Genomic DNA, 26,545 nt, shown 5'->3' on the forward strand with positions numbered 1-26,545 from the left:
CCGACCGTGATCCTGACCCCCGAAGCCCTCGAAGCCCTGCGCGGGCAACTCATCGTCTCCTGCCAGGCGTATCCGGGCGAGCCCCTGCGGGACCCGCGCACCACGGCGCAGATGGCCGCTTCCGCAGTGATCGGCGGCGCCGCTGCTGTCCGTGTCCAGGGCCTGGCCGATGTGCAGTTCACCCGTGCAGCGGTGGAGGTTCCGGTGATCGGGCTCTGGAAGGACGGTCACGACGGCGTCTTCATCACTCCCACACTCCGGCACGCTTTGGCGGTGGCCAACGCGGGCGCCCACGTGGTGGCCATCGACGGCACGCGCCGGGAGCGTCCGGACGGGCTGACCCTGGCCCAGACGGTGGCGGGCATCCACCAGGATTCCCACGCGCTGGTGATGGCAGACTGCGGCTCGTTCGACGACGCTGCCGCGGCGGTCGAGGCCGGAGCCGACCTGATCGGCACCACCTTGTCCGGTTATTCCGGCGAGCGCCCCAAGACGCACGGCCCCGACCTGGAGCTGCTGAAGCAGATCGCCGCGGCCGGCTTCGGCCTGCCGCTCATCGCCGAAGGCCGCCTCCACTCCCCCGCCCAGGCCCGGCAGTGCCTCGACGCCGGCGCGTTCGCCGTCGTCGTCGGTACCGCGATCACGCACCCGGCCACCATCACCGGCTGGTTCGCCGAGGCCCTGAAGTGAACCCGCCGCCGGAACGAGTACAGCCGGAACAAACACAGCCCACCGGCGCTGAGCCCGGGAACTACCTGCTGGCCGGCACGGTCCTGACCGACGGTTCGATCCAGGACGACGCAGTGGTGGCCGTCGCGGACGGCCGCATCGCATATGTGGGCCCGCGGGCCGGCTTGGACGAGTCGCTGACGGATTGTGAAGAACTCGAACTGCCGCCGGGCAGCATGATTCTGCCCGGACTCGTGGACCTGCACTGCCACGGGGCCGTGGGCGGCGACTTCCCCAGCGGCGACAGCGCGGCTGCCAGGACCGCCGTGGACTTCCTGCACCGCAGCGGCACCACCACGCTGCTGGCAAGCACGGTGACCGCGTCCCGCGACGACCTGCTGCGTAGCCTGGAAACCCTGCGGTTGCTCGCCGATGAAGGCCTCATCGCGGGTATCCACGCCGAGGGGCCGTTCCTGTCCCACGCGCGATGCGGCGCCCAGGATCCGCGGTACCTGCGCGAACCGGACCTCCCCCTGCTGGGCGAACTGCTGGCCGCGGCCGGCGGCCACCTGCGGACCATGACGTACGCGCCCGAACTTCCCGGCGCCGACGCCGTGGTGCGGATGCTCGCCGAGCACGGCGTCACGCCGTCGCTGGGCCACACAGACGCGGACGCGCGGACGACGGCGGCCTCCCTCACCGAAGCGGCGGAGCTGCTGGCGGCATCAGGCCTGGGGACCGTATCGCGCCCCACCATCACACACCTCTTTAACGGCATGCCGCCGCTGCACCACCGCAGCCCCGGACCCGTCGCCGCGTGCCTCCGGCTGGCCGGGGCCGGCACGATTGCCGTGGAACTCATCGCCGACGGTGCGCACCTGGACCCCGAAACGGTCCGGATGGTCTTCGAGCTGGTGGGGGCCGAAAACGTGGTGCTGGTGACCGACTCCATGGCCGCCACCGGACTGCCCGACGGCGACTACGAGCTTGGCCCCGCAGCCGTCTCCGTCAGCGGAGCGGTGGCCCGGCTCAGCAACGGCACCCTCGCCGGCGGGACGGCCACCCTGCTGGATGTTGTGCGGCGGACCATTAACGCCGGGGTGGAGCCGGCCGCCGCTGTTCTGTCAGCCACCGCCGTTCCGGCGGCCATCATCGGCCAGCCGCAGGAATTCGGAAGCCTCCGCGCGGGGCTGCGGGCCGACGTCGTAGTGGTGGACCCCAACTTCCGCCGCGTCCTGGTCCTGCGCGAGGGGCGCACCCTGGGCCGCCCCGCCGTCGGGGTCTAGCTCCGGCACTGGGCTGCGGGATCCGCCGTCAAGGCCGGCCTCCAGCACTGGCGCGCACGCGGGCAGGGGGCGGACAATTGGAGCACCTCGCAGTGACTGTTTGGAGCCATCATGCGCCGTTCCACTGGCTGGCTAAGACACCACAGGCTTTTGGCATTCTTTGTCCTGACTTACGCGATTTCCTGGGCTTCGTGGCCCGCTTACGCGTCAGGGCTGATTCCCCGCATGGAATTCCTGCCGATAGGCCCGCTGGCTGCGGCCATTATCGTCATCGCCCTGGCCGAGGGCCGCCCTGGCTTCCTCGCCTGGGGACGGCGACTCATCCGGTGGCGCGTCGGGTGGGTCTGGTACGCCGTCGCGCTTCTCCTCCCCGCCGTCCTTGTCCTGGTCACGGGGCTCATCACCATGGCGCTCGGGGCCTCCGCTCCGGGCCTCGCGCAGCTGACGTGGAGCGGGCTGCTGACCGTCTTCGCCGTCCGGCTGGTCAATCCGATGGACGGACCACTGGGCGAAGAACCCGGGTTCCGCGGCTACGCACTCCCGCTGCTTCAGGCATCCCGTCCGCCGCTGCTGTCCGCAGCCATTCTCGGCGTCCTCGTGGCCCTGTGGCACCTGCCGCTGGTCCTCTTTGGCGGGCTAAGCCTGATCGGCCTGCCGACGACGTTCGCCATCACCTTCCTCTACGTGTGGCTTTTCAACCGCACAGGCGGCAGCGTCCTGCTGACGCTCCTGTTCCACAACAGCCAGGGCACCTTCACGACGGGTTCCTTCGGCTTCACCGGCGCCGACGCCGGCCGCGCAGAGCTGATCTACTTCGTGGTCGTCGTCCTCGCGGTTCTGGCCACTGTGGCGCTGGACCGCCGGGCCTGGCGCAAGGCACCCCGCCCGGCCACCGCCGTCGGGCGTTTCTCCTTCAGGAGGCGTCCCAGGTGAACGACGGCGGGCAACAGTCGCCCTGCGAACGGCGCCTATAGTCCCGGGCAGGACATGGCCACCCCCATCCAAGCCAGGAGGAAAATGGCCGTGGCCACATCGCGCTAGACTTTCGATTATGACCGGTGCCCCTGCCCGTCTTCTGGCCAGGCTCGTCGCCCTGACGATGCTCCTCACGGCGTGCGCGCCCGCGATCGGCTTTGACGAGACCGCCACTGATCGACCGATAGCGACGTCCTCGGCCCGGCCAGCCGCTGGCGACGTCGCCCCCGCTCCACGCCGGACTCCGGCCCCCACCCCGACGCCGGTTCCCACGCCAACGGCGGTGCCCCAGGCGTTTGCCCTGAACCTCTACCAGGAGGGGGACTTCGTGCCGCAGTACACCTTCGACTGGTGTGTTGCGGCGAGCATCCAGATCGCGCACAACCTCATCGATGACACGGGGGGCGGCACGTGGGCCGATCGCGCTCAGCAGGGCGACCTGTGGGAGAGGGCCCGGGCACGTTCGTCCAACTCGTTCAACGGTGCAAATCCGCTCGGTTGGGCAGAGGTGCTGACCGACGTCGGGATGGGGCCATACGCCGTTGTCAGCATCGCCGACTACGAGGACGCACTGCAAACGGCGGCGCGTGCCATCACCGAAACGGGCCGGCCGGTCGGGCTGGTCATGTGGAGCGGTCGCCACGCGTGGGTGATGAGCGGGTTTGAGTCTCTCGGCGATCCCGGCCAGTTCCCGGAGTTCTCGGTCACCGGCGTCCGCGTCCAGGATCCGCTCTATCCGCACGGCAGCGGGCAGTGGGGTCCATCGCCTGCGCCCAACAGCCTGCTCAACCCCGAGCAGCTGGCGACGCAGTTCGTCGTCCGCGAGCCGCGACGCTGGAGCAGCGATCTGCCGGCGGGCTACCTGCTGGTGCTGCCGCAGGCCGAGGCCTGACCAGGCTTATTGTGCCCCGGGCTGGGCGGCGAAGAACGGAGACGGCCACCCATTCGAGGGTTTTCCTTCGCTGGGAGGACCATTTCACGAGAGACGGACGGCCGGAGCCGTACTCGCGTTACGCACTGATTTACGGACAGCCGGCCGAGAAAGCAACCACAATCGAGATTGTCTATTCGGAGTCGAATTAGATAAGTCGCGGACCCCTAGGAGTAATACGCAAAGAGACAACGGAAATGCTCTTGATAAGCGAAGACGACCCCAACGTTCCGGACATCGACGGAATAGCCAACATTTGGCAAAGTGAGAGCATGCTCGCCCTTGCCGTCCAACACGACGTAGACGGTGCCGTTGAACTCCGAATCACTCACGAAGCCCCCTCTTCGTCCAAAATGATCCTGCTTTTCGATGGCATCCTTCCGACGAGCCGCAGGCTTGTTGAGATCGAGACTGTTTATTTGGACCGCATCGCCGGCATCAGGACCCTCACAGGGGAACTTCCGGTTCGTATTTGGGGTGACGATCCCCGGCAGCCTGAACACGTTGTGATCGAATGCCTTGGGCTGGTGGAGCTCACATAGCGCGAATTCCGAGCGCGTTCAACGTGCCGCAAAGACCATCATGGCGTTCCGTAGAATGTCCCGTTTAGAGGACGTGCACGTGAGACTTGCACGTGAGGATATCGTCGGGGTAGTGAGGGGTGAGCTCTTCGCGCACAGCCCCGTCGCTCCTGTCGGGGATTCGTTTCGATGGGAGTGCTATGTCTGGTGTTCAGGTCCATCCGGATGTCGCCATGGTGATGAGGGTTCTCGGCGACCTCGGCCTCGTCTGTTCCTCCGCCAAAGTCGAGGTCGACAACGCTGAGTACGGTGCCGCGATCTCGGCAATCGGTCGGTCTCCGGTTCGCTTCAGGGTCGGAAAGCTGACCCCGACGAAGGTGGGCTTGTTCGTGACAGTGTGGCGGCGCTCTCTCGATGGGTCGACCGAACCTCTGCCTGCGGAGGAGTACAGCGACGTGCTGGTGATCTGCGTGCGGGAGGATTCCCGAGTCGGAGCATTCGCTTTTCCGAAGGCGGCGCTCGTCAAGCATGGCGTCGTGTCCGTGGGCGGCGCCGGAGGCAAGCGAGGGTTCCGCGTGTATCCGCCGTGGTCAGCTACGACGAATCGGCAGGCGAAAAAATCCCAGCAGTGGCAGTGTAATTACTTCTTCGAGATGGCTGACGGATCCGCCATCGATGCGCAGCGAGCCAGTCGACTCTTCGTTGTGGCCTAGACGGATTCGGCGACATTCGGTCAGGCCAGCTCAGGTGGCGGGCCGTCGTCGGGACACCCCGCAAGGCCCGGAATGCGACCGCTATTCGGGCGTCTCGTTCTGTTCTCTTTGGGCGAGCCGCTGGAGTTGCCATCTATGCACGTCGGGCAGCCAATCCAACGTGGCCGATGGACCGACCCGCGCGTCGTCAGTAACACCACCGTCTCGCAGGGCCTGCACGTACGCGCGATCCTGTTTGATACGTGCTCGTAGCTGCTCAGCTCCGCCGACTGAGCCGTGACCGGGGATGACGGCATCAACGTCGTCGGCCACGCTGTCAAACAGCCGCAACGCGGCGAGGTAGTCCCCGAGCGGATCCGCGACCTCGAGGTCGAGGAACGGCATCAGGATGTCAGAAAGCATGTCGCCGGCGACGAGGACGCCGCGCTCCTCGATCAACAGCGCCGCATGGCCTGGGGCATGGGCCTGATGCTCAATGATCCGGACTGTGGGGCCATCCCAAGGAATCTGCGCAGTATCGGCGGGCAGACCGGTAATGAGACCGAGCAGATCCATCGGGATGTCCTCGGCGTACTCCGGCGGCAGCCCCTCGGCGACGCGGTCCCTCCAGTCCGCGTTCGACAGCAGATCCCGGATGGAGGCCGCGCAGCGGGCGGTACCGTAACGGGGCGCATCGCCGAAGTTCGCGTGCCACAGCACGTGGTCCCAATCCGGATGCGTGGAGAATCCTGCCACGACGGGCTGCCCCAGCTCGCGAAGGTCGTCCGCGAGGGCCGCCATTTCGTCGCCGGTTATGCCCGGGTCGATGAGCAACACACCGTCCCGGCCCTGTACGACAACGGAATTGCTCTGGATGAACTCGCTCTCGTGAACCAGAACGCCCTCAGCGACTTCCTTCAGCATGAATTGCCTTCCGCCTGTGGTTTGCAACCCCTTCTCGAGACGGTATTAGCTGGCGGTAGTAGATTGCAAGCACTATGGGCGAAGCGGGTGAGCCGCAGTCGGGGCTTCCGGGACGTTCTGTTCGATCCCAACCGTCATCTAGTGGAATCACCCCAACGGTGCTTTCGTTGACCTACACAGCTACAGCTGGGGAGTCATATGAAACGTCATCTGGATTCTTGGAATGTTCGCCAGGTCCTTGCTGTCTCACTCGCGATAGTTGCGTCCTTGGTTCTCTTACTGATTCCCATGTACACCCAGGTAAAACTAGCGTCTGGTGGGCCGGAGCAGGTTAGTCATCCGACCCTGCTTGAGACAGTAGGGCCGTCTATCTTCGTGTCGTTGCTCATCCCCGTGGCACTGACCGCGCTTCCTCTCCTGCTACGAGGGCGTGCGCGGACTCCTGTGTCGGTCGCGACTACTGTCGCTCTTGTTGTCTTCGTAGTCATCGGCTCCGCAAGCATCGGCTGGTTCTACGTCCCAGCCCTAGCCGCCGCCGTGGCAGCCGTTGTTGCCTCGACGGGGAGACACGCAGGACTCCAAGTTCGCCCTAACTAATCGGCCTCAATCGCTGGATATGCTGTGGAGTCCCGATAGAGGAACCCGGAACGGACAAGCTCGAGTGCACGAAAGGGATCCTCAACCGGCTTTTCCTCGCGTGGTTCGCGTCGTCGGCATCGATTAGGGTGTCGGTATGGAGTGCCGGATCAACGAAGCCCTGGTCCATTACGTCGAGCATGGCGTCGGCGTGCCGCTCGTGGCGTTGCACGGCGCCGGTGTTGATCATCGCGAGATCGAGGCGGCGATCGAGGCCATCGTTCCCGACACGCGATACCGGCGGATCTATCCGGATCTGCCGGGGATGGGCCTCTCGACGGCCGACGGCCTGACCTGCAACGACGATGTCGTGACGCTGCTCGGCGATTTCATCGATCACCTGGGCGCGGGACCGGTGATGCTGCTCGGGCACTCCTACGGCGCCTATCTGGCTCGTGGAGTGGCCGCACGGCGACCAGACACCGTGCTCGGTCTGGCGTTGTTGTGCCCCGTCGCCGAGCGGTCGGGTAGCGTGCCTGGCCACGAGGTGGTCCGCCAGGACGCCGACGCGTACGACGAACTCGACCCTGCACAGCGGGCGGGGTTCGAGGACTACTTTGCCTTGCGAACACAGGCCACGGCTCGCCGGTACCGCGACCGCGTTGCGCCGAGTACGGCGCTTGTGGACGAGGCTGCGCTGGGGCGCATCTTCGCCGGGTGGACGGTCGACGTCGGGTCGACCGGGTTCTCTGCGCCGACCTTGGTCGTGGCGGGACGATGCGATTCGGTCGTCGGGTATGCCGACGCGGCCGCATTGCTCGAACGCTACCCGCACGCCACCCTGGCTGTCATCGAGGACGCCGGCCATGCGCTCATGCACGAGCGGCCCGAACTACTCGCAGCGTTGTTCGGCGACTGGCTCGATCGAGCTCGACCAGAAGACGAGTGACCGACCTTGCTGCAATTCATCATGGCGTGACTGACAAGGGGAACCTCATACGGTGCATTGGAGCCGCTGCCGCAACGGGCGTTGCGCTAGCTTTGGTCGTGATGGGTCTGCGCCCGGGGGAAATCGCATCCCGGCTCGGGATCGAGGCGAACGCTCTCTCCGCGCTGACGGCCCGCGCCGGATCGACGGAATCCGCCACTGGCGCTCGGAGTTCCGAGTGGAGACGCCCGGCGTTTCCGCTCACCAATAAAAGTGATTTGACTCACATCCAACTCTGCAATAACCTTGTTGTTAGCGCTAACAACAAGGAGACGGAACAAGGCTTCCGGCACATTGAACTCCGCGCCTGTGTTGGTAGCTCTTCAGGTGTCTAGGGCTCGGGCCCTGCACACCAAAGCAGTACCGCTCCACCGGCAAGCGCAGACGCCTGCCGACCCAGCACCACTTCGCGGACAAGCTTCCGCGGGAGGAGAAATCGTGAGAATTAGGAAATTCCTGGGCGCCGTCGCCGTCGTCCTCGCAGTCACTGTGGGTGCCACGGGGTGCGGAAGCCGGGGTGGCGCATCCACCCCGGACGCCACTGCGAATCCCAGTGAATCCCTGGTGGGTATTTCGATGCCCACCCAGACGTCCGAGCGTTGGATCGCCGATGGCGGAAACGTGGAAAAGTCCTTGAAGGGACTTGGTTACAAGACTGACCTGCAGTTCGCCAACGACGATATCCCCACGCAGGTATCGCAGATCGAGAACATGCTGACCAAGGGTGCCAAGGCGCTCATTGTCGCCGCCATCGACGGCACCACCCTGACCGATGTGCTGGCCAAGGCGAAGGAGCAGAACGTCAAGGTCATCGCCTACGACCGCCTCATCAACGGCACGCCGAACGTTGATTTCTACACCACGTTCGATAACTACACGGTGGGTGTGCAGCAGGCAACGTCGCTGCTGACCGGGCTGGGCCTGGTTGATGCCAGCGGCAAGAAGGTGGAGGGCAAGGGCCCGTTCAACGTTGAGCTTTTCGCCGGCAGCCCGGATGACAACAACGCCAACTTCTTCTGGACCGGCGCCATGGACACGCTGAAGCCGTACCTGGACGCCGGAAACCTCAAGGTCCCCAGCGGCCAGACCAAGTTCGAGCAGGCAGCCATCCTGCGCTGGCAGGCCCCCGTTGCCCAGAAGCGGATGGAGGACATCCTCACCGCGGCCTACAGCTCCGGGACCAAGCTCGACGGTGTGCTCTCCCCCTATGACGGCCTCTCCATCGGCATCATCTCGGCCCTGACCAGCACCGGCGGCTACGTCAAGGGTGACCTGCCGGTCGTCACGGGCCAGGACGCTGAGAAGGGCTCCGTGAAGTCCATCATCGCCGGTGAGCAGTACTCCACCATCTTCAAGGACACCCGCCAGCTGGGTTCCCAGGCCGTGAAGATGGTCGACGCCCTGCTGAAGGGCCAGGAGCCGGAGGTCAACGACACCAAGACCTACAACAACAAGGTCAAGGTGGTTCCGGCCTACCTGCTCAAGTCCGTGATCATCACTGCGGAAAACTACAAGAAGGAACTCATCGACTCCGGCTACTACACCGACGCCGACGTCAAGTAACCATCTTGCGGGGTTGCGGCCGGCCGCACGGCCTGGCCGCAACCCCTTCCCGTAGACCCCTGCAGCCGCAGGCCGGTCCAGTTTTCCAACCAGTCAGTGGGAATTGACGATGAACACACCCATTCTTCAAATGCGAGGAATCACCAAAACCTTTCCGGGCGTGAAGGCCCTGCAGGATGTCACCCTTGACGTGAACCGTGGCGAGGTCCACGCCATTTGCGGAGAGAACGGGGCGGGCAAGTCCACCCTGATGAAAGTCCTGTCCGGGGTCTACCCGCACAACTCCTTCGACGGGGACATCCTTTTCGAAAACGAGCCCTGCAACTTCTCCAGCATCAACGACAGCGAGAAACGCGGCATCGTCATCATCCACCAGGAGCTCGCCCTGAGCCCCTACCTCTCGATCGCCGAAAACATCTACCTCGGAAACGAGCAGGCCAAGAACGGCTGGGTGGACTGGCGGAAGACCAACCTGGAGGCCGCCAAACTGCTGGCCAGGGTGGGCCTGAGCGAAAACCCCATCACACCGGTCCAGCACATCAGCGTGGGCAAGCAGCAGTTGGTGGAAATCGCCAAGGCGCTCTCGAAGGAAGTCAAGCTCCTCATCCTGGACGAGCCCACCGCCGCGCTCAACGACGAGGACTCCGGCCACCTCCTGGACCTGATCCTGCATCTGAAGGGCCAGGGCATCACCAGCATCATCATCAGCCACAAACTCAACGAAATCCGCAGAGTCGCAGACGCCGTCACCATCATCCGCGACGGCAAAACCATCGAGACGCTCCGGCTCGATGAAGGCCAGATCACGCAGGAACGGATTATCCGCGGCATGGTGGGCCGGGACCTGGAAAGCCTCTACCCGGACCGGGACCCGAAGATCGGGGAGGAAGTCCTGCGGATCGAGGACTGGTCCGTCAGGCACCCCCAGGACCACACACGCATGGTGGTGCACAACGCCAGCCTCAACGTCCGCAAGGGCGAAGTGGTGGGCCTCGCAGGCCTGATGGGAGCGGGCCGGACCGAGCTGGCCATGAGCGTTTTCGGACGCACTTACGGCACGGCGGTGTCCGGGAAGGTGTACAAGTACGGCAAGGAAATCAACACCTCCACGGTGTCTCAGGCGATCGGGCACGGGATCGCGTATGCCACCGAAGACCGGAAGCACTACGGCCTGAACCTCATTGAGGATATCCAGCGGAACATCTCCATGGCCGCGCTCCGCAAGCTGGTCAAGGGCGGCTGGGTGGACAAGAACCGGGAAACGGTGGTGGCCAACGGCTACCGCAAGAGCATGAACATCAAGGCGCCCTCAGTTGCTGCCATCACCGGCAAACTGTCCGGCGGAAACCAGCAGAAGGTGGTGCTAAGCAAGTGGATGTTCTCGGACCCGGACGTGCTGATCCTCGATGAGCCCACCCGCGGGATCGACGTCGGCGCCAAATTCGAGATCTACACGATCATCGCCAGGCTCGCGGCGGAGGGAAAAGCTGTCATTGTCATCTCCTCGGAACTGCCCGAACTCCTCGGCATCTGCGACAGGATCTACACCCTGTCGGCCGGCCATATCACCGGCGAGGTGCCCATCGCCGAAGCATCCCAGGAAACCCTCATGCACTACATGACCAAAGAGAAGGAATAGGACCATGTCCGCCCTACGAGAATCCCTCGGCTTCCTGACAAGCCGCCTCCGGCAGGTTGGCATCTTCGTTGCCCTGATCCTGATCGTCCTGCTGTTCCAGATACTGACCAACGGCATCCTCCTGGAGCCGCAGAACGTCACCAACCTGGTGGTCCAGAACAGCTACATCCTCATCCTCGCCATCGGCATGGTCATGGTGATTATTGCCGGCCACATCGACCTCTCGGTGGGATCGATCGCCGGCTTCATCGGCGCCGTTGCCGGCGTCATGATGGTCCACTGGGGCTGGGCCTGGTGGCTGGCCATCCCGGCCTGCCTCCTGGTGGGAGCGCTCGTCGGGGCGTGGCAGGGATACTGGATCGCCTACGTCGGCATCCCGGCGTTCATCGTCACGCTCGCCGGCATGCTGATCTTCCGCGGCCTGACCCTGATCACCCTGAAGAACCAGCAGATCACCCCGTTCCCCTCCGAACTCCGGGCCCTGGGCGGCGGCTTCCTCCCGGACATCTCCGGGGGCACGTCAGTGCTGGAATGGCTGACCGTCATCCTGGGCGTGGGCGCCACTGTTGCGCTGCTCATCCAGGCGCTCAAGGAACGCCGGATCCGCAAAAAGTTCGACCTCGAAAACGAACCCATGGCCTGGTTCGCGACCAAGACCACCTTCGTTGCCCTGCTCATGCTGATCATCACGTTCCTCCTCGCAAGCTACCGGGGCACCCCGATCGTCCTGATCGTGCTGGCAGTCCTGGTGATCGTGTACACGGCGCTGATGAACAACAGCGTCTTCGGCCGCCACACCTACGCGATCGGCGGCAACCTGCACGCAGCAGAGCTGTCCGGGGTCAAGACCAAAGCCGTCACCTTCCGGCTCTTCGTCAACATGGGCGTCCTGGCGGCACTGGCAGGCCTGGTGTTCACGGCAAGGCTCAACTCGGCACAGCCAGCCGGCGGCACCGGCTTCGAACTGGACTCCATCGCCGCTGCATTCATCGGCGGCGCCGCAGTCCAGGGCGGCATCGGCACGGTGGCCGGCGCCATGATCGGTGGCCTGATCATGGGCGTGCTGAACAACGGCATGTCCATTCTGGGCCTGGGCACCGACTACCAGCAGCTCATCAAGGGGCTGGTCCTCCTGCTGGCCGTCGGCTTCGACATCTTCAACAAGAACCGCAGCGGTGGCGGCGGCAGCACTATCGGGAAGCGGTTCAAGTTCAGGACGTCCCCGCCGGCCACCACGGAATCCCTGGCACCCGCAGGGACGACGGACCCGTCGAAGGATCGCCCGGTCCCCGTTTCCGCAGCCAAGCCTGAGTAACCAAGAAACTTACCGCAACAATTAACAAGGAACCGATATGTCTACCCCCATGGACCGCATTGAGATAGATGTCGCCAGCCGGCGCCTTCTGGACGAAGAGCTGGATGCCGCCGTCCGGCGCCTTCAGGAAGTCGCCCTCCTGACAGGCACGCACGGCATCCTGGTGACCCGGGTTGCTCCTGGCCGCTACACCGCAACACTGTCAGACCAGGTTCCTTTCGGGATGACCCGCGAACTGGTTTGCTGAAGGCTGGCGGAATCGTGGACGAAGCCACCGGAGACTGGGATCAGCTCATTGGCAGCTGGGTGGAACTGCGCTCTGGGGGGAGCGTTGTCCGTACCGGCGAAGTTGAGGCCGTTGCAGGGGACTCGTCAGTGATGTGGCTGAAGTGCAACGGCAACCACGGCCGGCAAATGGTGGCCAAGACGGACAGCTACGAGGTTCAGCCGCAAGGGCAAACCAACAAGCCCTAGACGCTGGCGGCCGCCCCGGACACGCGCACGGCAACCTGTCCACTCCCCGGCGCCAACTGCGACGCTGCGGCTTCGTCAGCCACCACCGTCACGTGCGGGTGCAGCTGCAGGACCGACCCCGGGCAGTCAGCGGTGACGGGCCCGTTGAGGGCGGCGGCCAGGATGCCGGCCTTGTCCGCGCCGTTGACCACCAGCAGGAGGTGGCGGGCTTCCAAGATGGTGCCCAGACCCTGCGTGATGCAGCGGAGCGGCACTTCTTCCGGGGTGCTGAAGTAGCGGGCGTTCGCCTCGCGGGTGCGTTCCGTGAGGACTTCCACGCGGGTCCGGGAGTCCAGGGCGGAGCCGGGCTCGTTGAAGGCCAGGTGGCCGTTGTGGCCGATGCCGAGGATCTGCACGTCGACGCCGCCAACGCCGGCAATGGCGGCGTCGTAGTCAGCGGCTGCGGCCTCGGGGTCCGCGGCGCTTCCGTCCGGCACGGCAACGTTGGCAGGATCCAGATGCAGCCGCCCAGTCACTTCGCGCCGGACAACTTCGGCGTAGCTTTCGGGATGTCCGGCGGGCAGGCCCACGTACTCGTCGAGGGCGAAGGCACGGACGGAGGACATGTCGAGCCGGTGGTTGGCGAGCGCCGCGTAGATGGGCAGCGGCGATCCGCCCGTGGCCACGCCCAGGACGGCGTCGGGCTTGCTGCGAATGACGGCAGCGAGGATCCCGGCGGCTACGGAACCGGTGGCTGAGGCGGTAGGCACAACGAAAATTTCCACAACAAGGGCACTCTCTACGAAAAGGGCAGGGTTAAGTCCGCCCGGGGCGCGGGCGGCGGAGGGAAAAGAGGCTAGGCGGCCGCGACGTCCTTGAGTTTCAGGCGGATGCCGTCAAAGTGGCGCTGCAGGCGTTCGGACGCAAGTGCCTTGTCCTTGTTGGACACGGCCTCGAAGATGTCCCAGTGGTCCTGCGTCTGCTGCTCGAGGTTGACCGGACCGGTACCGATGGCCAGGTGGATCTTGCGGTAAACCTGCCAGAACACATCCATGAGGTTGATGAGCAGCTCATTGTTCAGGGGGGCGTACAGGCGGCGGTGGAATTCGGCGTCGTGCTCATGCAGCGGCTCCCCCTTCATGGCCGCGTCCTCCATGGCTTCCATGGTGGAGCGCAGGTCAGCCACGTGCTCGTCGGTGAGCAGGTCAATGGCCGGTCCGATCAGCCCGGACTCAAGGGCCTGGCGCACATCGATGAGCTCCATGGCTTCCTCGCCCTTGTGGCGGAGGGACAGCCGGCCGCGGAACGTCAGGCCGGACACCAGGGCGCTGAAGTTGTTGGGTGCAACGAACATGCCAAAGCCATGCCGGATCTCGATGACGCCCAGTGCCTGCAGTACTTTCAGGGACTCGCGGACGGTGTTGCGGCCCACGCCGAGCTCGGCGGAGAGCTCACTTTCGGTGGGCAGCGCGTCACCGACGTCAAGGCCGCGGTCCAGAATGAGGTCCATGATCCGCGTCTGCAGGGCATGCGAACGGAGCTGCGCACTGAAACGGGCGGGCGATACTTCTTGCGATGCGATGGCCACGTGGGTCTCCTCCTTGCCGCGCTTAAGGGTCGCGACTTGTCCTACATCTCAAGGGTACAGGAGATGGGACGTCCAATGTCTAGATATTGGGAACGTATTTTTTGAGCAGTTCCAACCCTGAGGGACCGAATCTAACCCAGGAGCGCCGAATCTAACCCAAAAGGGACCGAACAAGCTCGCGGCACGCCCGGTAACCAGGCGTTTTGGGGTCGATCAGGGCGTAATGGTCCCCGGGAACCCTCACCAGCCGCGTCTCCATGTTTGCTGTGGTTCCGGCGTTCACATAGGACTCGGACTGACCCAGGGGAACCGTGGTGTCCCCGGATCCATGGACAGCGATCACCGGCACGGCCAGCGGAAGGGCGGTCATGGGGTCGGCGTATTTGTAGCGGTGCGGATATTTCGACGACGACCCGCCCAGGAGGTTGCTCACCGCACCGTTGCTGAGGTTCAGCTTCTCCGCCTCGGCCAGGTTGAGCAGGCCAGACTGGCTGACCACTCCGGTGAGGTGCACCGCGGAGGCATCTGAGGTGCGGGGCACCTGGCGGTCAGCATCCGGCATTCCCAGCTGGGCAAGCTTGCCCCGGCCGGCAGCCCAGGCGGCCAGATGCCCGCCGGCTGAATGGCCCAGCGCCACCACCGGACCCAGGTTCAGGGCATGCTTTGCCGCGAGGTCACCCAGCTTGTCGATACCGGCCAGCACGTCAATGAAGGTGTTTGGCCAGCCGCCGCCGTTTCCGGCCCGGCGGTATTCAAGGTTCCAGGCGGCCATGCCATGGGCGGCCAGGTCCTTGGCGATGGGCTCCCCCAGCTCTGCGCCGTACTGCGAGCGCCAGTAGCCGCCATGGATCACCACCACCACGCCGCGGTGCTCGGCGCCGGCCGGCAGCTCCGGCAGGAAAAGCTCGCCCCACTGGCTGGCGTCCTCGCCGTACTGGTACTTGTGCCGCTTCACTGCATCCCCCTTGGCACCGCCACCGGCGGTACCGTCCCGCTCGGCGCCGGGCGAACACGCGGCGCCGAGAGTGCCAACGGCCGCCGCGGCCGCCGCACCAACCAGCGCGCGAAAGACAAACGTCCGACGCCGCAGATCAGCCATGTGCCGAGCCTACAGCGTGGTGCCTCCCGGCAAAGTCGCCGAGCAGGAAACCGGTAAATCTGTGCCGTGGATTCCATCAACTCCTACAACGCAGCCGTTTTCTCCGAACGCAGCTACGCCAGCCAGGTCCTGGGATTCCTGGCAAACATCCGCAAAGCCCATCCCCTGGCGCCGGTTGCCGTCATCACCCCCATGCCGTCGCTGCCCCGGGAGGAACTGCCCAACGCCGTCGGGATGACCTTAAGGGACTACCGGAACGCAACAGCCGCCGTCGTGCGTGTCCTGCGGGAACGCGGCGACCACGGGTTCCACTGCCTGGACGGCGCCGCCGTCTTCACTCCCGGCGAAGCCGCCGAACTGATGCCGGATACGCTCCACCCCGACAATACGGGCTACCGGCTGATGGCTGCACGGCTGGGTCCGCAGCTCGCCGCCGTGGCGGACGCGCACTGAATACATTGGCGCCGTGCCACTCCCGGCTGCTAATACTTCACCGGGCCCACCGGCGGCTGCCCTGGAAGGGCGTAGTGTCGGTAGTAGGAGATTTCGGGGTGGCATATGTAGGTCCGGGGTTGAATATACGGGCCGCGCGCGAAGAGAGCGCACAGCCGCCAGCCGGGTCGTGTGACCCCGGCGATGCTTGGAATTGAGGCCGCATGGCCGAGAATGACGCCCTGCCGACGGCGAAGCAATTACAGGACCTGCTTCTTGAGAGTCCGGGTTTCACCGAATTCCTCCTGGGACTGACCGCGATCTCCGCGTCCTTGCTGGGCGGGGACACGCCCCTGCTCTGTGCCATCACGGTGGAACGGGAGACCGGGCCAGCGACGGTAGCCAGCAGCACGGAGACGGCCCGGAGCCTGGACGAACGCCAGTACGCCTTCGACGACGGCCCCTGCCTGACGGCGCTGCGGGAGCAGCGCACAGTCCTCATCCGTGATCTTCAGGCGGACGAGAGTTGGGCCTGGTATGCCGGGGCGGTCGCAGACGAAGGCATCCGGACAATCCTGGCCGTCCCCATCCCCACCGACAACGGTTCCCGCTCCGCCCTTAACTGCTACTCAACCCAGCTGAATACGTTTGCCCCGGACACGGTGACCGCCATTGAGGAGCACGCTGCATCGCTTTCCCGGATTCTGCGGCTGGCAATCCGTGTGCACCCTTCGGACCCCTACCCGGAGCATTTGAGGTCGGCGCTGCGGTCCCGGGCCGTTGTGGACTCGGCCGTTGCCCTGATCATGGTGCAGAACCGCTGCAGCCATGAAACCGCCGTCAAGCTCCTGCACCTGGCTTCCCGCAGCAGCAACCGCCGGCTGCATGACATCGCCGAGGACATCCTGCACCACGCCTCGGATATCCCCGTCATCACCGGAGGCGGAGAGAAATGATGGACGACGGCGGATTGGGCACCCCCCAGCCTGCCTTCGAGGCGGACCAGCGCAAGCTTGCGGCCGCCCAGTTCCAGAGCGGGAACATCAGTCTCCCCGGGCTATGGACCTACTACTACGGGATCGGCGGAAACGTCGATCAGCTCGGGGTGGACGCCTATCTGCACGAGCTGGTGGAGTTGGCCCCACTGCAGATGGATCTCATCCAGGCCGCCATCAAGGAGATCACGGCGGACGGACCGGGAAGTGCACATGTCCCAGGACTTTGATATCCGAGAACCCGAATCCGGCAACGTTGGACGCGCCGGCGCCCACCTGCACGAGTTTGTGCTCCACCTGCAGGACCTCGTCCTGGCAAGCTCCGACGTCCGTGAATTCCTGACGGACACCGCCGCGATTTTTGCCACCCAGCTGTCGCAGCCAGGGAACCACTTGTCCTGCGGGATCACGGTAGTCCGGCAGAAGCGGCCGGTCGCTGCTGCCAGCAGTGACATGCGTGCGTGGAATCTGGACGAACTGCAAAACAGCATCGGCCATGGACCCTGCCTGACAGCCCTTCGGACAGAGTCGATGGTCCACGTCCCGGATCTGGACGCCGATGCCCGTTGGCCGAAATACAACGAGGCTGCCCGCCAGACGGGCATCGGCTCCATCCTGGCAGTACCAATGCATCTGCAGGCTCCTGCGCAGGCGGTGATCAACCTCTACTCCCCCAACACGGATGGCTTCCCGCAGTACGGGATTGATGCGGCTGTTGGCCTGGCGGGCATCGCCGCCAAGGCGCTGGACCTTGCCCTGAACATCGCACAGTTGCGCGACGCGCGTGACGACCTCGCCGCCGCCCTGAAATCCCGCACTGTCATTGACACGGCCATTGGGGCCATCATGGCGCAGAACCGGTGCAACCGCGATGCGGCATTCCAGATATTGGTCAAGGCCTCCAGTTACCGCAATATCAAGCTAAAGGAGGTGGCCGCCGGCATCATTTCCGGAATTGGCGGCGAACGGGACTTTCCCACCACCTACGATGAATAGCCAAACAGCCTGAATCCGTGCAGGTCCGGGCCCGCAGCCCACCACGCACGCTAGGATTTACCTGAAGCGCTGAACGGTCACAAACAGGCTCATCCGGCCCGCCGCAGGCCGGTCACGCAGAATGGCCGGAGGCAAAACCATGATCAAGAAGTTTCCCCTGGATGAACTATCCACTGCCTTGGGCAGGATCATGGGGCTGCTCCTCACGGAAGAAAAAGTGGACCACGCCGTCCAGCACCTCTCCCGCGCCGTTAGGGATTCCATCCCCCCATGCCCGCCCGGTCAGTTCCGGGTCTACCGACAGCATCGTTGAACGCGCCGACGCCCTTCAGTATGAACTGGTCCAGGGGCCCTGCCTGACAGCCTGGGCCACCCAACAGAGCATCCTCATCCATGACGTTGCAACTGAAGCCCGCTGGCCAAACTGGAGCGCCGCCGTCGTTGACATGCCAATCCGCTCAGTGATCAGCACCCCGCTGATCGCCGACGGGCAGGCTATAGGTGCAATGAAGATCTACGCGGCCTCCCCCGGCGCTTTCGAAGATGCCACCGCCGCCCTCATGGAGCTTTTTGCCTCCTGATTAACCGGGGCTGCGGAATACTCATGGAGCGCCACACCGTCACCGAGGACGCCGCCCTGCAGCAGCTGATGCGGCAGGCCCGTGCGACACGCAGCACGCTTAAGGAAGTCAGCACCATTGTCCTGGCTGGCGTGGCCTCCGACCCGCGCAGAGGCAGTAGTGATGGGCTTCGATAACAACGAACCGGAGCATCGCCGCAGGCTCCAAGCAGCATTGGCAGCAGCACAAGTCAGCACGGGTGACCTGTGGCTTTACTACTTCGGCATCGCCGGATCTGTGGGTGAGTATGAAGTGAGGCAAGTGAGAGAGCGTTGGTGACTTTCCTGCGTTAAGTGAGAGAGCGTTTGATGGCGCCGGGTGCGTTGCCGCCCAGCCGTGCGGTGACTTTGTCCGCCGCTGCCTTGCAGGATTCGCCGAGGCTCTCCAGGCGCTCCTTGGAGACGCGGAAACGCGGGGCCGGGATGAGGACTGCTGCCACAAGGTCGCCGCGGTGATCGTAGACGGGGGCGGCGACGCCGACTTCATCCAAGGAGGACTCGCCGTAGTTGATGGCCCACCCGCGGCGGGAGTCGTCTTTAAGGCGGAGCAGATAGTCCTCAAGGGAGGCCTCGTCCAGCCCGGGGTAGGTAATGGCTCCGCTGCGCAGGAGGGCACGCACCCTCTCCTCCGGTTGGACTCCAAGGAAAACCTGAACCGAGGAACTCAACGCGTCGCTGTAGCGGGCCCCCAGCGGCGCAGTGTGCTTGATCTGGTGGCGGCTGGCAATCTGCTCCACGCAGATCGACTCGTTGCCCTCCCACATCATCAGGGCACTGGTTTCACCGGTCAGTTCCGTGAGTTCGCGCAGGACCGGATAGGCGACCCGCCGCTCCTCCAGTTCGGCCAGCAACGGACCGGCGACGGCGATCAGGCCCAGTCCGAGGCGGAAACGGCGCGTGTCCGCATCGCGTTCCACGAGGTTTTCCTGTTCGAAGGTTGCCAGGATCCTTGACACGGTGCTCTTGTGCAGGCCCACCCGGCCGGCGATCTCCGTCACGCCAAGTAACGGCTCGTCGGCCGTGAATGATCGGAGGACGGCGATGGCGTTGACGATGACTGAGGCGCCCTTGGTGTCGCCCTTGCCGTTGGTGTCGCTGCCGTGGGTATCAATGGAATCTGGTGTGGTCATGATGCTCACTATCATTGCGCATAGTCAGCGGAAAGCGGCGCCGCGTCAGACACGGCGCCGCTCCCTGGTTGGAGGACTTAGGCTCCGATGATGTTGTACTCGGGGCCGAACGGGAACTTGGTGATGTTCTCGGCGCCGTCTTCGCCCACCACCAGGATGTCGTGCTCGCGGTAGCCGCCGGCGCCCGGCTGGCCATCCAGGACGGTAATCATGGGTTCCATGGAGACCACCATGCCCGGTTCCAGCACCGTGTCGATGTCCTCGCGAAGCTCCAGACCGGCTTCGCGGCCGTAATAGTGGCTGAGGACACCGAAGGAGTGTCCGTAGCCGAACGTCCGGTTGGCGAGGAGCCCGTGGCCCACGTAGATCTCGTTGAGCTCCGCGGCGATGTCCTTGCACACGGCGCCGGGCTTGATCAGCTCAAGGCCGCGCTTGTGGACCTCCACGTTGATGTTCCACAGTTCCAGCGAGCGGGCATCTGGTTCGCCGTAGAAGAGCGTCCGTTCCAGTGCCGTGTAGTAGCCGGAGGTCATGGGGAAGCAGTTCAGGGACAGGATGTCGTGTTCCTTGATCTTGCGCGTGGTGGCCCAGTTGTGGGCGCCGTCGGTGTTGATGCCGGACTGGAACCAGACCCAGGTGTCCCGGATTTCGGAGTTGGGGAACGTCCGGGCGATCTCGTGGACCATGGCCTCGGTGCCGATCAGGGCCACCTCGTATTCCATGATGCCGGCGGTGATGGCGTTGCGGATGGCTTCGCCGCCGAGGTCGCCGATCCGGGCACCGTGCTTGATGACCTCGATTTCCTCCGCTGACTTGATCATGCGCTGGCGCATCGCAGCCTGGGCCACGTCCACGAGCGTGGCGCCGGAGAAGGCGGCCTGGATCTTGTTGCAGTTGTCCAGCGGCAGCGAGTCGTCTTCCACGCCGAGCCGGCGCGGGTTGATCCCGCGCGTCCGCAGGACTTCCTGGATGGCGAAGATGTAGTTGTCCCGGCGCCAGTCCGTGTAGATGATGTTGTCGCCGAAGCTGCGGCGCCAGGGCATGCCGGCGTCGATATTGGCGGTAACAGTGACGTTGTCATCCTTGGTGACCACCATGGCGTAGGGGCGGCCGAACGTGGTGAACAGGAAGTCGGAGTAGTACTTGATGGAGTGGTAGCTGGTGAGGACGACGGCGTCCAGTTCCTTCTCTGCCATGATGCGTCGGAGGCCGGCGAGACGGCGCTCGAACTCGGCGTCAGAGAAGGTGAGGCTGACTTTCTCGCCGTTCTTCAGTACCTTGAGCCGCTCCAGTTCGGCGACGGACGTTGCGTTCTCGGATGTTGTGGTGGTCATGGTGGTGCCTTTCTGTGGTGCAGTTACTTGAGGTGGGAAGAAGAAGTCGGTTAGTCGTGGCGCAATGGCTCTTTGCAGGTTTCTCTGGAAAGGGCGACGGCGACCAGCGAGATGGCCGCCGCAGCGACGAGGTACCACGCCGGCGCGAGGTCGTTGGCCGTGGCCGCGATCAGGAGCGTGGCCATGAACGGGGCGGTGCCGCCGAAGAGGGCGTTGGAGAGGTTGAAGCTGACCGCGAAGCCGCTGTAGCGGACGCGCGTGGGGAACATTTCGGCCAGGAAGCTGGGAAGTGTTCCGTCGTTGAGCTTGAGCATCGCGCCCAGCAGGATCTGCACAAGCACGATGACCAGGAAGTTCCCGGTTCCCAGCAGTGCGAAGGCGGGCACGGTCAGCACAATAAAGGCGATGGATGCACTGATCAGCACCTTCTTGCGTCCGTAGCGGTCCGAGAGCATCCCCGTGAGGAAGATGAACCCGATGTACGTGACCAGCGCGATGGTCGTCGCAAGGAACGATTCGGTTTCGCCAAGGCCCAGTTCCGAGGACAAATAGGTGGGCATGTAGCTGAGGATGACGTAGAACCCGACGGCGTTGAGCAGCACGGCTCCGACGGCCTGCAGCAGCTGCCGCCAGTGGTTCCGGAACAGGCTGGACACGGGCGCCTTGATTGCCTCGTCCTCCGCTGCCAGCTCGCGGAACACCGGGGTGTCTTCGAGCTTGGTCCGGATGTAGCGTCCGATCAGGCCCATCGGGGCTGCGAGCAGGAACGGCAGGCGCCAACCCCAGCTTTGCATGGCATCGGAACTCAGAAGGACTGTCAACAGGCCTGCGATCAAGGAGCCGAGGAGCAGGCCGGCCGCGGTACTGGCGGGAACAACCGCGGCGTATAGGCCGCGCTTGTTGGCCGGAGCGTACTCGACCAGGAAGGCCGACGCTCCAGCGTATTCACCAGAGGCGGAGAAGCCCTGCGCTACCCGGATGACCAGAAGCAGGATGGGAGCCCAGATGCCGATCGTGGCATAGCCCGGAATGAGGGCTATGCAGAAGGTTGCTCCTGACATGATCAGGATGGACAGCGAAAGTGCAGTCCGCCGGCCCACCCTGTCACCGATGTGGCCCCAGACGAACCCGCCGAGCGGGCGTACCAGGAATGAAATCGCGAACAGGGCGAAGGTCAGCAGGAGCCCGGTCTGGGGATCTGATTCAGGAAAGAACACTGTGGCGATCGTGACGGCAAGGTAGCCGTAGACGGCGTAGTCGAACCATTCAACGAAGTTGCCGATGAAGCTGGCCGCGATGACCCTGCGGCGGGTTTCCCTGCTGACGACGTCGTCAGCAGGCGCGGCGCCCTGACTGGCCGTTGTCCGGTGAGGAGCCAGGGAGGAAGTTTCGTTACTCATGTATCCACCAAGTTGCTTGGGGTTGCATTCAGCGCAACGCTGTTGCAACAGACTAAGCGTGATAAGCAGCACAGTCAATGCCTCTTTGCGATTCACGTCACGCCGCTTTTTTCGAGGTCGATAGCCACCTTTCCCGTGACGCGACGCAATGGAGGTCCTGCAAGTAGTTGCGTAGGATGAAGCCATGTTGCAATGGAGGCAGGCGCCCGCGTCCCCACTCGGGCTGCGGGCCAGTGCAGCCTACGAGCGCCATCAGGGAACGGCTGCTGCCACTGCCGGCCGAAACCGTGGTCCGCACCGGCCATGGCGACAACACCAGCATCGGGGCCGAGCGGAAGACCCTGGCACAGCTGGCCCAGTGAGACCATCCCACCAACACGCGTGTGATCCAGTGAAAGCAGTCATGGTTGCCCTGGAGCCCGCCGTGGCCCAGGCCGGTGTGACGCGGACGGCGTAGTCCCTGCTGCGGCTAAATCGGCAGGGCGGTTTTGACTGCCCGGGCTGTGCCTGGCCGGAATCGGCCACGCACCGGAAAGCGGCCGAGTTCTTCGGGGCAATCCACTTTCTCAAACTGGCTCTATTTTTCCAGTCCAGTTCGCCGCTACGGTGGGAGGCATGCACATACCCCTGATCCAGATCGATGCCTTCGCCACCAAGCCTTTCGAAGGCAATCCAGCAGCCGTGATGCCACTGGACGGCTGGCTGGAAGATAGTGTCCTCCAGCAGCTCGCAGGGGAGAACAACCTCTCCGAGACGGCATTCGTTGTGGCGCATATCCCCGCCGAGGCCCCACCCTTCGACCTGGCACAGCCGGCCTACCACCTCCGCTGGTTCACACCGGCAATTGAAGTGGACCTCTGCGGTCACGCCACGCTGGCAACGGCCTCCTACCTCTTCACGGACGTCCATCCTGACGCCAACCGGCTGCAGTTCTGGAGCCGCAGCGGCTGGCTTTTTGTGGAGCGCGACGGTGACGGCTTCATCCTGGACTTCCCGTCCGAGATGCCCGAACCGGTGGCCGTGGACCCCTCGGTCACCGAAGCCCTCGGCGTTCCGGCACTCGAGGCTTTCCTGGCAACCGACCTCATCCATGTCGTCAAGGATGCAGAGGCTGTGCGCACCCTGACCCCCGATTTCGGGGCGCTTGCGAAGCTGCCGGTTCGCGGCGTCGTTGTTACCGCTGCGGGTGGCGGTACCGGCCACGACTTCGTCTCACGGTTCTTCGGTGCCCGGGCCGGCATCGACGAGGACCCGGTGACCGGGTCGGCGCACTCCCAGCTGGCACCGCTCTGGGCGGGCCGGTTGGGCAGCACGGTGCTGGCTGGCCGCCAGCTCTCGGAACGTGGTGGGACCGTGCTCTGCCGTGTGGAAGGGGAGCGCACCCTGCTCTCCGGCACGTGCGTGCGGTACCTCGAAGGTATTGTGCACCTGGCCGGCTAGGTCCTGGCCAGCTAGGTTCGTTCCGCGCGCCGGTGGGTGAGCCTGTCCAAACCCCGCCCGACACGTGGGCTTCCGCCTTCCTCCCGGGACGCCACAATAACGGATGCCACAGTCTCGAGCCGTGGGTGAAGTTCGTCGCCGTCTTCCACCACGCCTGTCTGCCACCACAGCTTCAGCCCCTCCGGGACAACCTCCAGGCTGGCCAGGTTGTTGTTGAACCAGGGTCCCTCGACGCGTTTCCAGCGGAAGGGCGGATCCGGCACCCGCGCCGAGCGGGCCACCATGGCACCTACCGGTGAAGCCAGGCCGTAGGCCATGACGGCCCCGAAGTACCTCATCAGCCGGGGAAGGGGGTTGCGGATCGGGGAACAGACTGCCTGGATGATCCGGCTGCCCGAGGAGCGTTCCACCTCCACGACGTAGGAGAAATGGACGTCCCCGGACAGGAAGGTCACTGTCTCGGGTGACGGGCCACGCTTGCCATCGGCGACCTCGGCCGCCATGGCAGCCACGTCCTGGAAGCTTTTTTGGAAGGCGCCCCAGTGTTCCAGGTCCACCGCCTGGCGCAGCTTCTCGCCAGCCCGGGCGGGGAACTTCCCCCACGCGCCTTCCGATATGGCCTCATTCCACGACTCAACGTGGTGCAGGCCCATCGGCAGCAGGAAAGGCAGGGATGTGGCCACGAGCAAGTGCCGGAATCCGCCTCGCATCCGGCCGTCGAGCCAGGCCATCTCCTCATCATCAAGCAGGGCGCGGGCTTCCGGCACCAGCTTCCTGGCGGCTCGGGAGTCAACCACTATCAACCGTGTGTCCCCGAAGTCCCGGCAGAAGCTCCACCTGTAGGATTCCGGGTCCCGGTCTGCGCGTTCAGCGAAGCTGTCCAGTTCCGCGCTGAGGTCGAGTTCAGCCTCGCTCCGGTGCCGGGCGATCCGCTGCCAGATGGCATCGGTAAGCCGGTCCTGTGGCGAGAGGTTGCCCAGATGCTGGTAAACCCAGTAGGAGGCAAGCCCCGAGACAATCCGCCCGTGCCACCAAGTGGTGGCTTCCATCTCCCTTTTCCAGCTCAGCGAGGCGTTCCAGTCGTCGCGGATGTCGTGGTCGTCGAAGATCATCGCGCTGGGCAGGGTGGACAGCAGCCACCTGTTCGCCGGGTCGGACCAGGCGAGATTGTAGAGGTGGGCATATTCTTCGTAGTCTTTGAGCTCCTCGCCGGGCGGTTCGTCGATGTCGCGGCGGGCGCGGATGAATTGCTGCATCTGTTCGCTGGTCAGGTCGGCGTAGACCTGGTCTCCGAGGAAGGCCACGAGGTCCGGCCACGGCAGGTCAGCGTCGGACGCCATCGCCAGCGCGTAGGCGCGGAGCGAATCGACGCCGTGGGTCCGATTGCCGGTCGCGTCGTGCGGGACACTGGTCCGGCAGGAGCCGTAGGCCAGGCGCAGCGGCTTGCCGGGCTTCAGCGTCGCGATCACCGGCGGCGGAAACCCGGAATCCGGAGCCGGCCAGACCTGTTCGCCATCGATGTCCAGCGTGTAGGGCAGCACAGATCCCGGCTCCATCCCGTCCGCCTCCACCAGGGCATAGTGGTGGCCGTGCACGGCAAAGGTTCGGGCCTCCCAGCTGCGGTCACCGGCCCGGACGGAGACGCGGGAATCGCCTCGGGTCTCCACCCAGATGCTGGCAGAAGTCTCGTCCACATACCGCATCATGGGACCAAGCACCAGGGAAGTCGTCATCACTCAGTTGTACCCGTTCCGGCCCGCGGCAACCATGGGTACGGCCAAAGAGCCGAGGAAACAACTCCCAAGGCACTGCGGCCTAGGCCCGGACCTGAAATCCACTCCGCTTGTCGAAAAGCCGTCGCCTGTCGTTTCCGGCTGCGGCAATCCAGAGCACGGAGTCGTCTGCTGAGGCCTGGTCAACAACGCCCGTCACAATGTATTCGTCCATGCACCAGACCTCAACCGTATGGCCCGTGAGGCGTGCCCAGTCTGTGCGCAACCCACGTCCGCTGGCAGCCTTTTCTAGTTGGTTTCCCGTCACAGCCGCCCCTTTTTACCAACCGCGCTCGGCGAGGCGGTGGGGCTGCGGGATCTCGTCCACGTTGATGCCAACCATGGCTTCGCCGAGGCCGCGCGAGACCTGGGCGATGACGTCTGGGTCGTCGTAATAGGCAGTAGCCCTGACGACGGCGGCGGCACGCTGGGCCGGATTGCCGGCCTTGAAGATGCCGGAACCGACAAACACCCCGTCGGCGCCGAGCTGCATCATCATGGCGGCGTCTGCAGGGGTGGCGATGCCGCCGGCGGTGAACAGCACCACGGGGAGCTTGCCGGTGGTTGCGATTTCCTTGACCAGTTCGTACGGGGCCTGCAGTTCCTTGGCCGCGACGTAGAGCTCGTCTTCGGGCAGCGCGGCCAGCTTGGCGATCTCGGCGCGGATCTGGCGCATGTGCCCGGTGGCGTTGGAGACGTCGCCGGTGCCGGCTTCACCCTTGGAACGGATCATGGCCGCGCCCTCGTTGATGCGGCGCAGGGCCTCACCAAGGTTGGTGGCGCCACAGACGAAGGGAACGGTGAAGTTCCACTTGTCGATGTGGTGGACGTAGTCCGCGGGGGTCAGGACCTCGGACTCGTCAATGTAGTCCACGCCGAGGGACTGCAGGACCTGGGCCTCTACGAAGTGGCCGATCCGGGCCTTGGCCATGACCGGGACGGAGACGGCGTCGATGATCTGGTCGATCATGTCCGGATCGGACATGCGCGACACGCCGCCCTGGGCACGGATATCGGCCGGAACACGTTCCAGCGCCATGACTGCAACGGCACCGGCGTCTTCGGCGATGCGGGCCTGTTCAACGTTGACGACGTCCATGATGACGCCGCCCTTGAGCATCTCGGCCATGCCGCGCTTGACGCGGCTGCTGCCCGTGACAGCGATATGTTCGTAGGGGAGTCGTTTTAGGGTCACTTCTTGCTCCAAG

29 protein-coding genes and 1 pseudogene are annotated in these 26,545 nt (G+C 64.6%); 20 read left to right on the top strand and 10 right to left on the bottom strand.

Annotated elements, in window-relative coordinates:
* The first annotated feature begins 6 nt into the window (after positions 1 to 6).
* The 6 genes from ACX80V_RS14085 to ACX80V_RS14110 all read left to right on the top strand — a co-directional run bounded on the left by ACX80V_RS14085 (position 7) and on the right by ACX80V_RS14110 (position 5,095).
* Entirely contained in the window at positions 7 to 690 is a 684-nt protein-coding gene (locus tag ACX80V_RS14085; RefSeq protein ID WP_485843664.1) for an N-acetylmannosamine-6-phosphate 2-epimerase, read from the top strand.
* Complete coding sequence (gene nagA / locus ACX80V_RS14090) at positions 687 to 1,955, top strand: N-acetylglucosamine-6-phosphate deacetylase (RefSeq protein WP_485843665.1); 1,269 nt, start codon at positions 687 to 689, stop codon at positions 1,953 to 1,955. Before ACX80V_RS14085 ends, nagA begins: the two co-directional genes overlap by 4 nt.
* Before the next feature lie 111 nt (positions 1,956 to 2,066).
* Positions 2,067 to 2,888, top strand: coding sequence for a CPBP family intramembrane glutamic endopeptidase (locus ACX80V_RS14095; RefSeq protein WP_485843666.1), 822 nt, complete (start codon positions 2,067 to 2,069; stop codon positions 2,886 to 2,888).
* Positions 2,889 to 3,006: 118 nt separating this feature from the next.
* The gene (locus ACX80V_RS14100; protein ID WP_485843667.1) at positions 3,007 to 3,822 is read left to right on the top strand and encodes a hypothetical protein; all 816 of its coding nucleotides are present in this window, start codon (positions 3,007 to 3,009) and stop codon (positions 3,820 to 3,822) included.
* Positions 3,823 to 4,058: 236 nt separating this feature from the next.
* On the top strand, positions 4,059 to 4,403 hold the full coding sequence (locus ACX80V_RS14105; protein WP_485843668.1) for a hypothetical protein: 345 nt from the start codon (positions 4,059 to 4,061) through the stop codon (positions 4,401 to 4,403).
* Positions 4,404 to 4,582: 179 nt separating this feature from the next.
* Positions 4,583 to 5,095, top strand: coding sequence for a MepB family protein (locus tag ACX80V_RS14110; protein WP_485843669.1), 513 nt, complete (start codon positions 4,583 to 4,585; stop codon positions 5,093 to 5,095).
* 81 nt (positions 5,096 to 5,176) lie between these two features.
* Here the strand turns inward: ACX80V_RS14110 and ACX80V_RS14115 are convergent, their stop codons facing one another.
* Complete coding sequence (locus ACX80V_RS14115; protein ID WP_485843670.1) at positions 5,177 to 5,998, bottom strand: MBL fold metallo-hydrolase; 822 nt, start codon at positions 5,996 to 5,998, stop codon at positions 5,177 to 5,179.
* 733 nt (positions 5,999 to 6,731) lie between these two features.
* Here ACX80V_RS14115 and ACX80V_RS14120 point away from each other — a divergent pair.
* The 6 genes from ACX80V_RS14120 to ACX80V_RS14145 all read left to right on the top strand — a co-directional run bounded on the left by ACX80V_RS14120 (position 6,732) and on the right by ACX80V_RS14145 (position 12,553).
* A complete protein-coding gene (locus ACX80V_RS14120; RefSeq protein WP_485843671.1) occupies positions 6,732 to 7,523 on the top strand; it encodes an alpha/beta fold hydrolase in 792 nt (263 codons plus the stop codon).
* Positions 7,524 to 8,000: 477 nt separating this feature from the next.
* Positions 8,001 to 9,125, top strand: a complete 1,125-nt coding sequence (chvE, locus tag ACX80V_RS14125; protein ID WP_485843672.1) for a multiple monosaccharide ABC transporter substrate-binding protein — start codon at positions 8,001 to 8,003, stop codon at positions 9,123 to 9,125.
* Positions 9,126 to 9,234: 109 nt separating this feature from the next.
* Positions 9,235 to 10,764: a multiple monosaccharide ABC transporter ATP-binding protein gene (gene mmsA, locus ACX80V_RS14130; RefSeq protein ID WP_485843673.1), complete on the top strand. Its 1,530-nt coding sequence runs from the start codon at positions 9,235 to 9,237 to the stop codon at positions 10,762 to 10,764.
* 4 nt (positions 10,765 to 10,768) lie between these two features.
* The gene (gene mmsB / locus ACX80V_RS14135) at positions 10,769 to 12,079 is read left to right on the top strand and encodes a multiple monosaccharide ABC transporter permease (protein ID WP_485843674.1); all 1,311 of its coding nucleotides are present in this window, start codon (positions 10,769 to 10,771) and stop codon (positions 12,077 to 12,079) included.
* A gap of 37 nt (positions 12,080 to 12,116) precedes the next feature.
* A complete protein-coding gene (locus ACX80V_RS14140; protein WP_485843675.1) occupies positions 12,117 to 12,326 on the top strand; it encodes a hypothetical protein in 210 nt (69 codons plus the stop codon).
* Positions 12,327 to 12,340: 14 nt separating this feature from the next.
* A complete protein-coding gene (locus tag ACX80V_RS14145; protein WP_485843676.1) occupies positions 12,341 to 12,553 on the top strand; it encodes a hypothetical protein in 213 nt (70 codons plus the stop codon).
* Here ACX80V_RS14145 and ACX80V_RS14150 read toward each other — a convergent pair.
* The 3 genes from ACX80V_RS14150 to ACX80V_RS14160 all read right to left on the bottom strand — a co-directional run bounded on the left by ACX80V_RS14150 (position 12,550) and on the right by ACX80V_RS14160 (position 15,219).
* Positions 12,550 to 13,317 (bottom strand): glucosamine-6-phosphate deaminase, encoded by a 768-nt coding sequence (locus ACX80V_RS14150; RefSeq protein WP_485843677.1) that lies wholly within the window; start codon positions 13,315 to 13,317, stop codon positions 12,550 to 12,552. The two genes, ACX80V_RS14145 and ACX80V_RS14150, sit on opposite strands and share 4 nt — an antisense overlap.
* Positions 13,318 to 13,388: 71 nt before the next feature.
* Positions 13,389 to 14,114 carry a FadR/GntR family transcriptional regulator gene (locus tag ACX80V_RS14155; RefSeq protein WP_485843709.1) on the bottom strand — a complete coding sequence of 242 codons (726 nt, stop codon included), beginning with the start codon at positions 14,112 to 14,114 and terminating at the stop codon, positions 13,389 to 13,391.
* Between the two features lie 157 nt (positions 14,115 to 14,271).
* The gene (locus tag ACX80V_RS14160; RefSeq protein WP_485843678.1) at positions 14,272 to 15,219 is read right to left on the bottom strand and encodes an alpha/beta hydrolase; all 948 of its coding nucleotides are present in this window, start codon (positions 15,217 to 15,219) and stop codon (positions 14,272 to 14,274) included.
* A 66-nt stretch (positions 15,220 to 15,285) separates the two neighbouring features.
* Between ACX80V_RS14160 and ACX80V_RS14165 the strand changes: the two genes are divergently transcribed.
* The 6 genes from ACX80V_RS14165 (at position 15,286) to ACX80V_RS14190 (ending at position 18,399) form a co-directional block, all read left to right on the top strand.
* Complete coding sequence (locus ACX80V_RS14165) at positions 15,286 to 15,672, top strand: SGNH/GDSL hydrolase family protein (RefSeq protein WP_485843679.1); 387 nt, start codon at positions 15,286 to 15,288, stop codon at positions 15,670 to 15,672.
* 203 nt (positions 15,673 to 15,875) lie between these two features.
* Entirely contained in the window at positions 15,876 to 16,607 is a 732-nt protein-coding gene (locus tag ACX80V_RS14170) for a GAF and ANTAR domain-containing protein (RefSeq protein ID WP_485843680.1), read from the top strand.
* Positions 16,604 to 16,876, top strand: a complete 273-nt coding sequence (locus ACX80V_RS14175; RefSeq protein WP_485843681.1) for a hypothetical protein — start codon at positions 16,604 to 16,606, stop codon at positions 16,874 to 16,876. The genes ACX80V_RS14170 and ACX80V_RS14175 overlap by 4 nt, the downstream gene beginning before the upstream one ends.
* Positions 16,860 to 17,642 carry an ANTAR domain-containing protein gene (locus ACX80V_RS14180; RefSeq protein WP_485843682.1) on the top strand — a complete coding sequence of 261 codons (783 nt, stop codon included), beginning with the start codon at positions 16,860 to 16,862 and terminating at the stop codon, positions 17,640 to 17,642. Before ACX80V_RS14175 ends, ACX80V_RS14180 begins: the two co-directional genes overlap by 17 nt.
* Before the next feature lie 161 nt (positions 17,643 to 17,803).
* Positions 17,804 to 18,223, top strand: coding sequence for a GAF domain-containing protein (locus tag ACX80V_RS14185; protein WP_485843683.1), 420 nt, complete (start codon positions 17,804 to 17,806; stop codon positions 18,221 to 18,223).
* Positions 18,224 to 18,246: 23 nt separating this feature from the next.
* Positions 18,247 to 18,399: a hypothetical protein gene (locus ACX80V_RS14190; RefSeq protein WP_485843684.1), complete on the top strand. Its 153-nt coding sequence runs from the start codon at positions 18,247 to 18,249 to the stop codon at positions 18,397 to 18,399.
* Positions 18,400 to 18,551: 152 nt separating this feature from the next.
* Here the strand turns inward: ACX80V_RS14190 and ACX80V_RS14195 are convergent, their stop codons facing one another.
* The 3 genes from ACX80V_RS14195 to ACX80V_RS14205 form a co-directional block, all read right to left on the bottom strand.
* The gene (locus ACX80V_RS14195) at positions 18,552 to 19,391 is read right to left on the bottom strand and encodes an IclR family transcriptional regulator (RefSeq protein WP_485843685.1); all 840 of its coding nucleotides are present in this window, start codon (positions 19,389 to 19,391) and stop codon (positions 18,552 to 18,554) included.
* A 77-nt stretch (positions 19,392 to 19,468) separates the two neighbouring features.
* Positions 19,469 to 20,725: an aminopeptidase P family protein gene (locus ACX80V_RS14200; protein WP_485843686.1), complete on the bottom strand. Its 1,257-nt coding sequence runs from the start codon at positions 20,723 to 20,725 to the stop codon at positions 19,469 to 19,471.
* 50 nt (positions 20,726 to 20,775) lie between these two features.
* Positions 20,776 to 22,125 carry an MFS transporter gene (locus tag ACX80V_RS14205; RefSeq protein ID WP_485843687.1) on the bottom strand — a complete coding sequence of 450 codons (1,350 nt, stop codon included), beginning with the start codon at positions 22,123 to 22,125 and terminating at the stop codon, positions 20,776 to 20,778.
* A 245-nt stretch (positions 22,126 to 22,370) separates the two neighbouring features.
* On the opposite strand from ACX80V_RS14205, the pseudogene ACX80V_RS14210 reads away from it, so the two are divergent.
* Positions 22,371 to 22,487 (top strand): annotated as a pseudogene (locus ACX80V_RS14210) (MBL fold metallo-hydrolase); the annotation flags it as partial.
* A gap of 253 nt (positions 22,488 to 22,740) precedes the next feature.
* Entirely contained in the window at positions 22,741 to 23,565 is an 825-nt protein-coding gene (locus tag ACX80V_RS14215; protein WP_485843688.1) for a PhzF family phenazine biosynthesis protein, read from the top strand.
* Between the two features lie 11 nt (positions 23,566 to 23,576).
* On the opposite strand, the gene ACX80V_RS14220 is transcribed toward ACX80V_RS14215, so the two are convergent.
* The 3 genes from ACX80V_RS14220 to pdxS all read right to left on the bottom strand — a co-directional run bounded on the left by ACX80V_RS14220 (position 23,577) and on the right by pdxS (position 26,532).
* Positions 23,577 to 25,298, bottom strand: a complete 1,722-nt coding sequence (locus ACX80V_RS14220; RefSeq protein ID WP_485843689.1) for an alkaline phosphatase D family protein — start codon at positions 25,296 to 25,298, stop codon at positions 23,577 to 23,579.
* An 82-nt stretch (positions 25,299 to 25,380) separates the two neighbouring features.
* Entirely contained in the window at positions 25,381 to 25,512 is a 132-nt protein-coding gene (locus tag ACX80V_RS14225) for a hypothetical protein (protein ID WP_256370770.1), read from the bottom strand.
* A gap of 105 nt (positions 25,513 to 25,617) precedes the next feature.
* Positions 25,618 to 26,532, bottom strand: a complete 915-nt coding sequence (gene pdxS / locus ACX80V_RS14230; RefSeq protein WP_058930479.1) for a pyridoxal 5'-phosphate synthase lyase subunit PdxS — start codon at positions 26,530 to 26,532, stop codon at positions 25,618 to 25,620.
* Positions 26,533 to 26,545 lie beyond the last annotated feature (13 nt).

The sequence above is a fragment of the Pseudarthrobacter arbutini genome (assembly GCF_054510915.1).

Excerpts from the sequence above, each read along its gene's own strand:
- ACX80V_RS14095 (WP_485843666.1), top strand. The coding sequence starts at position 2,067 with ATGCGCCGTTCCACTGGCTGGCTAAGACACCACAGGCTTTTGGCATTC.
- ACX80V_RS14100 (WP_485843667.1), top strand. The coding sequence starts at position 3,007 with ATGACCGGTGCCCCTGCCCGTCTTCTGGCCAGGCTCGTCGCCCTGACG.
- ACX80V_RS14105 (WP_485843668.1), top strand. The coding sequence starts at position 4,059 with ATGCTCTTGATAAGCGAAGACGACCCCAACGTTCCGGACATCGACGGA.
- ACX80V_RS14110 (WP_485843669.1), top strand. The coding sequence starts at position 4,583 with ATGTCTGGTGTTCAGGTCCATCCGGATGTCGCCATGGTGATGAGGGTT.
- ACX80V_RS14115 (WP_485843670.1), bottom strand. The coding sequence starts at position 5,998 with ATGCTGAAGGAAGTCGCTGAGGGCGTTCTGGTTCACGAGAGCGAGTTC.
- ACX80V_RS14120 (WP_485843671.1), top strand. The coding sequence starts at position 6,732 with ATGGAGTGCCGGATCAACGAAGCCCTGGTCCATTACGTCGAGCATGGC.
- mmsA (WP_485843673.1), top strand. The coding sequence starts at position 9,235 with ATGAACACACCCATTCTTCAAATGCGAGGAATCACCAAAACCTTTCCG.
- mmsB (WP_485843674.1), top strand. The coding sequence starts at position 10,769 with ATGTCCGCCCTACGAGAATCCCTCGGCTTCCTGACAAGCCGCCTCCGG.
- ACX80V_RS14140 (WP_485843675.1), top strand. The coding sequence starts at position 12,117 with ATGTCTACCCCCATGGACCGCATTGAGATAGATGTCGCCAGCCGGCGC.
- ACX80V_RS14160 (WP_485843678.1), bottom strand. The coding sequence starts at position 15,219 with ATGGCTGATCTGCGGCGTCGGACGTTTGTCTTTCGCGCGCTGGTTGGT.
- ACX80V_RS14170 (WP_485843680.1), top strand. The coding sequence starts at position 15,876 with ATGGCCGAGAATGACGCCCTGCCGACGGCGAAGCAATTACAGGACCTG.
- ACX80V_RS14175 (WP_485843681.1), top strand. The coding sequence starts at position 16,604 with ATGATGGACGACGGCGGATTGGGCACCCCCCAGCCTGCCTTCGAGGCG.
- ACX80V_RS14180 (WP_485843682.1), top strand. The coding sequence starts at position 16,860 with ATGTCCCAGGACTTTGATATCCGAGAACCCGAATCCGGCAACGTTGGA.
- ACX80V_RS14185 (WP_485843683.1), top strand. The coding sequence starts at position 17,804 with ATGAACTATCCACTGCCTTGGGCAGGATCATGGGGCTGCTCCTCACGG.
- ACX80V_RS14190 (WP_485843684.1), top strand. The coding sequence starts at position 18,247 with ATGGAGCGCCACACCGTCACCGAGGACGCCGCCCTGCAGCAGCTGATG.
- ACX80V_RS14195 (WP_485843685.1), bottom strand. The coding sequence starts at position 19,391 with ATGACCACACCAGATTCCATTGATACCCACGGCAGCGACACCAACGGC.
- ACX80V_RS14200 (WP_485843686.1), bottom strand. The coding sequence starts at position 20,725 with ATGACCACCACAACATCCGAGAACGCAACGTCCGTCGCCGAACTGGAG.
- ACX80V_RS14205 (WP_485843687.1), bottom strand. The coding sequence starts at position 22,125 with ATGAGTAACGAAACTTCCTCCCTGGCTCCTCACCGGACAACGGCCAGT.
- ACX80V_RS14215 (WP_485843688.1), top strand. The coding sequence starts at position 22,741 with ATGCACATACCCCTGATCCAGATCGATGCCTTCGCCACCAAGCCTTTC.
- ACX80V_RS14220 (WP_485843689.1), bottom strand. The coding sequence starts at position 25,298 with ATGACGACTTCCCTGGTGCTTGGTCCCATGATGCGGTATGTGGACGAG.
- ACX80V_RS14225 (WP_256370770.1), bottom strand. The coding sequence starts at position 25,512 with ATGGACGAATACATTGTGACGGGCGTTGTTGACCAGGCCTCAGCAGAC.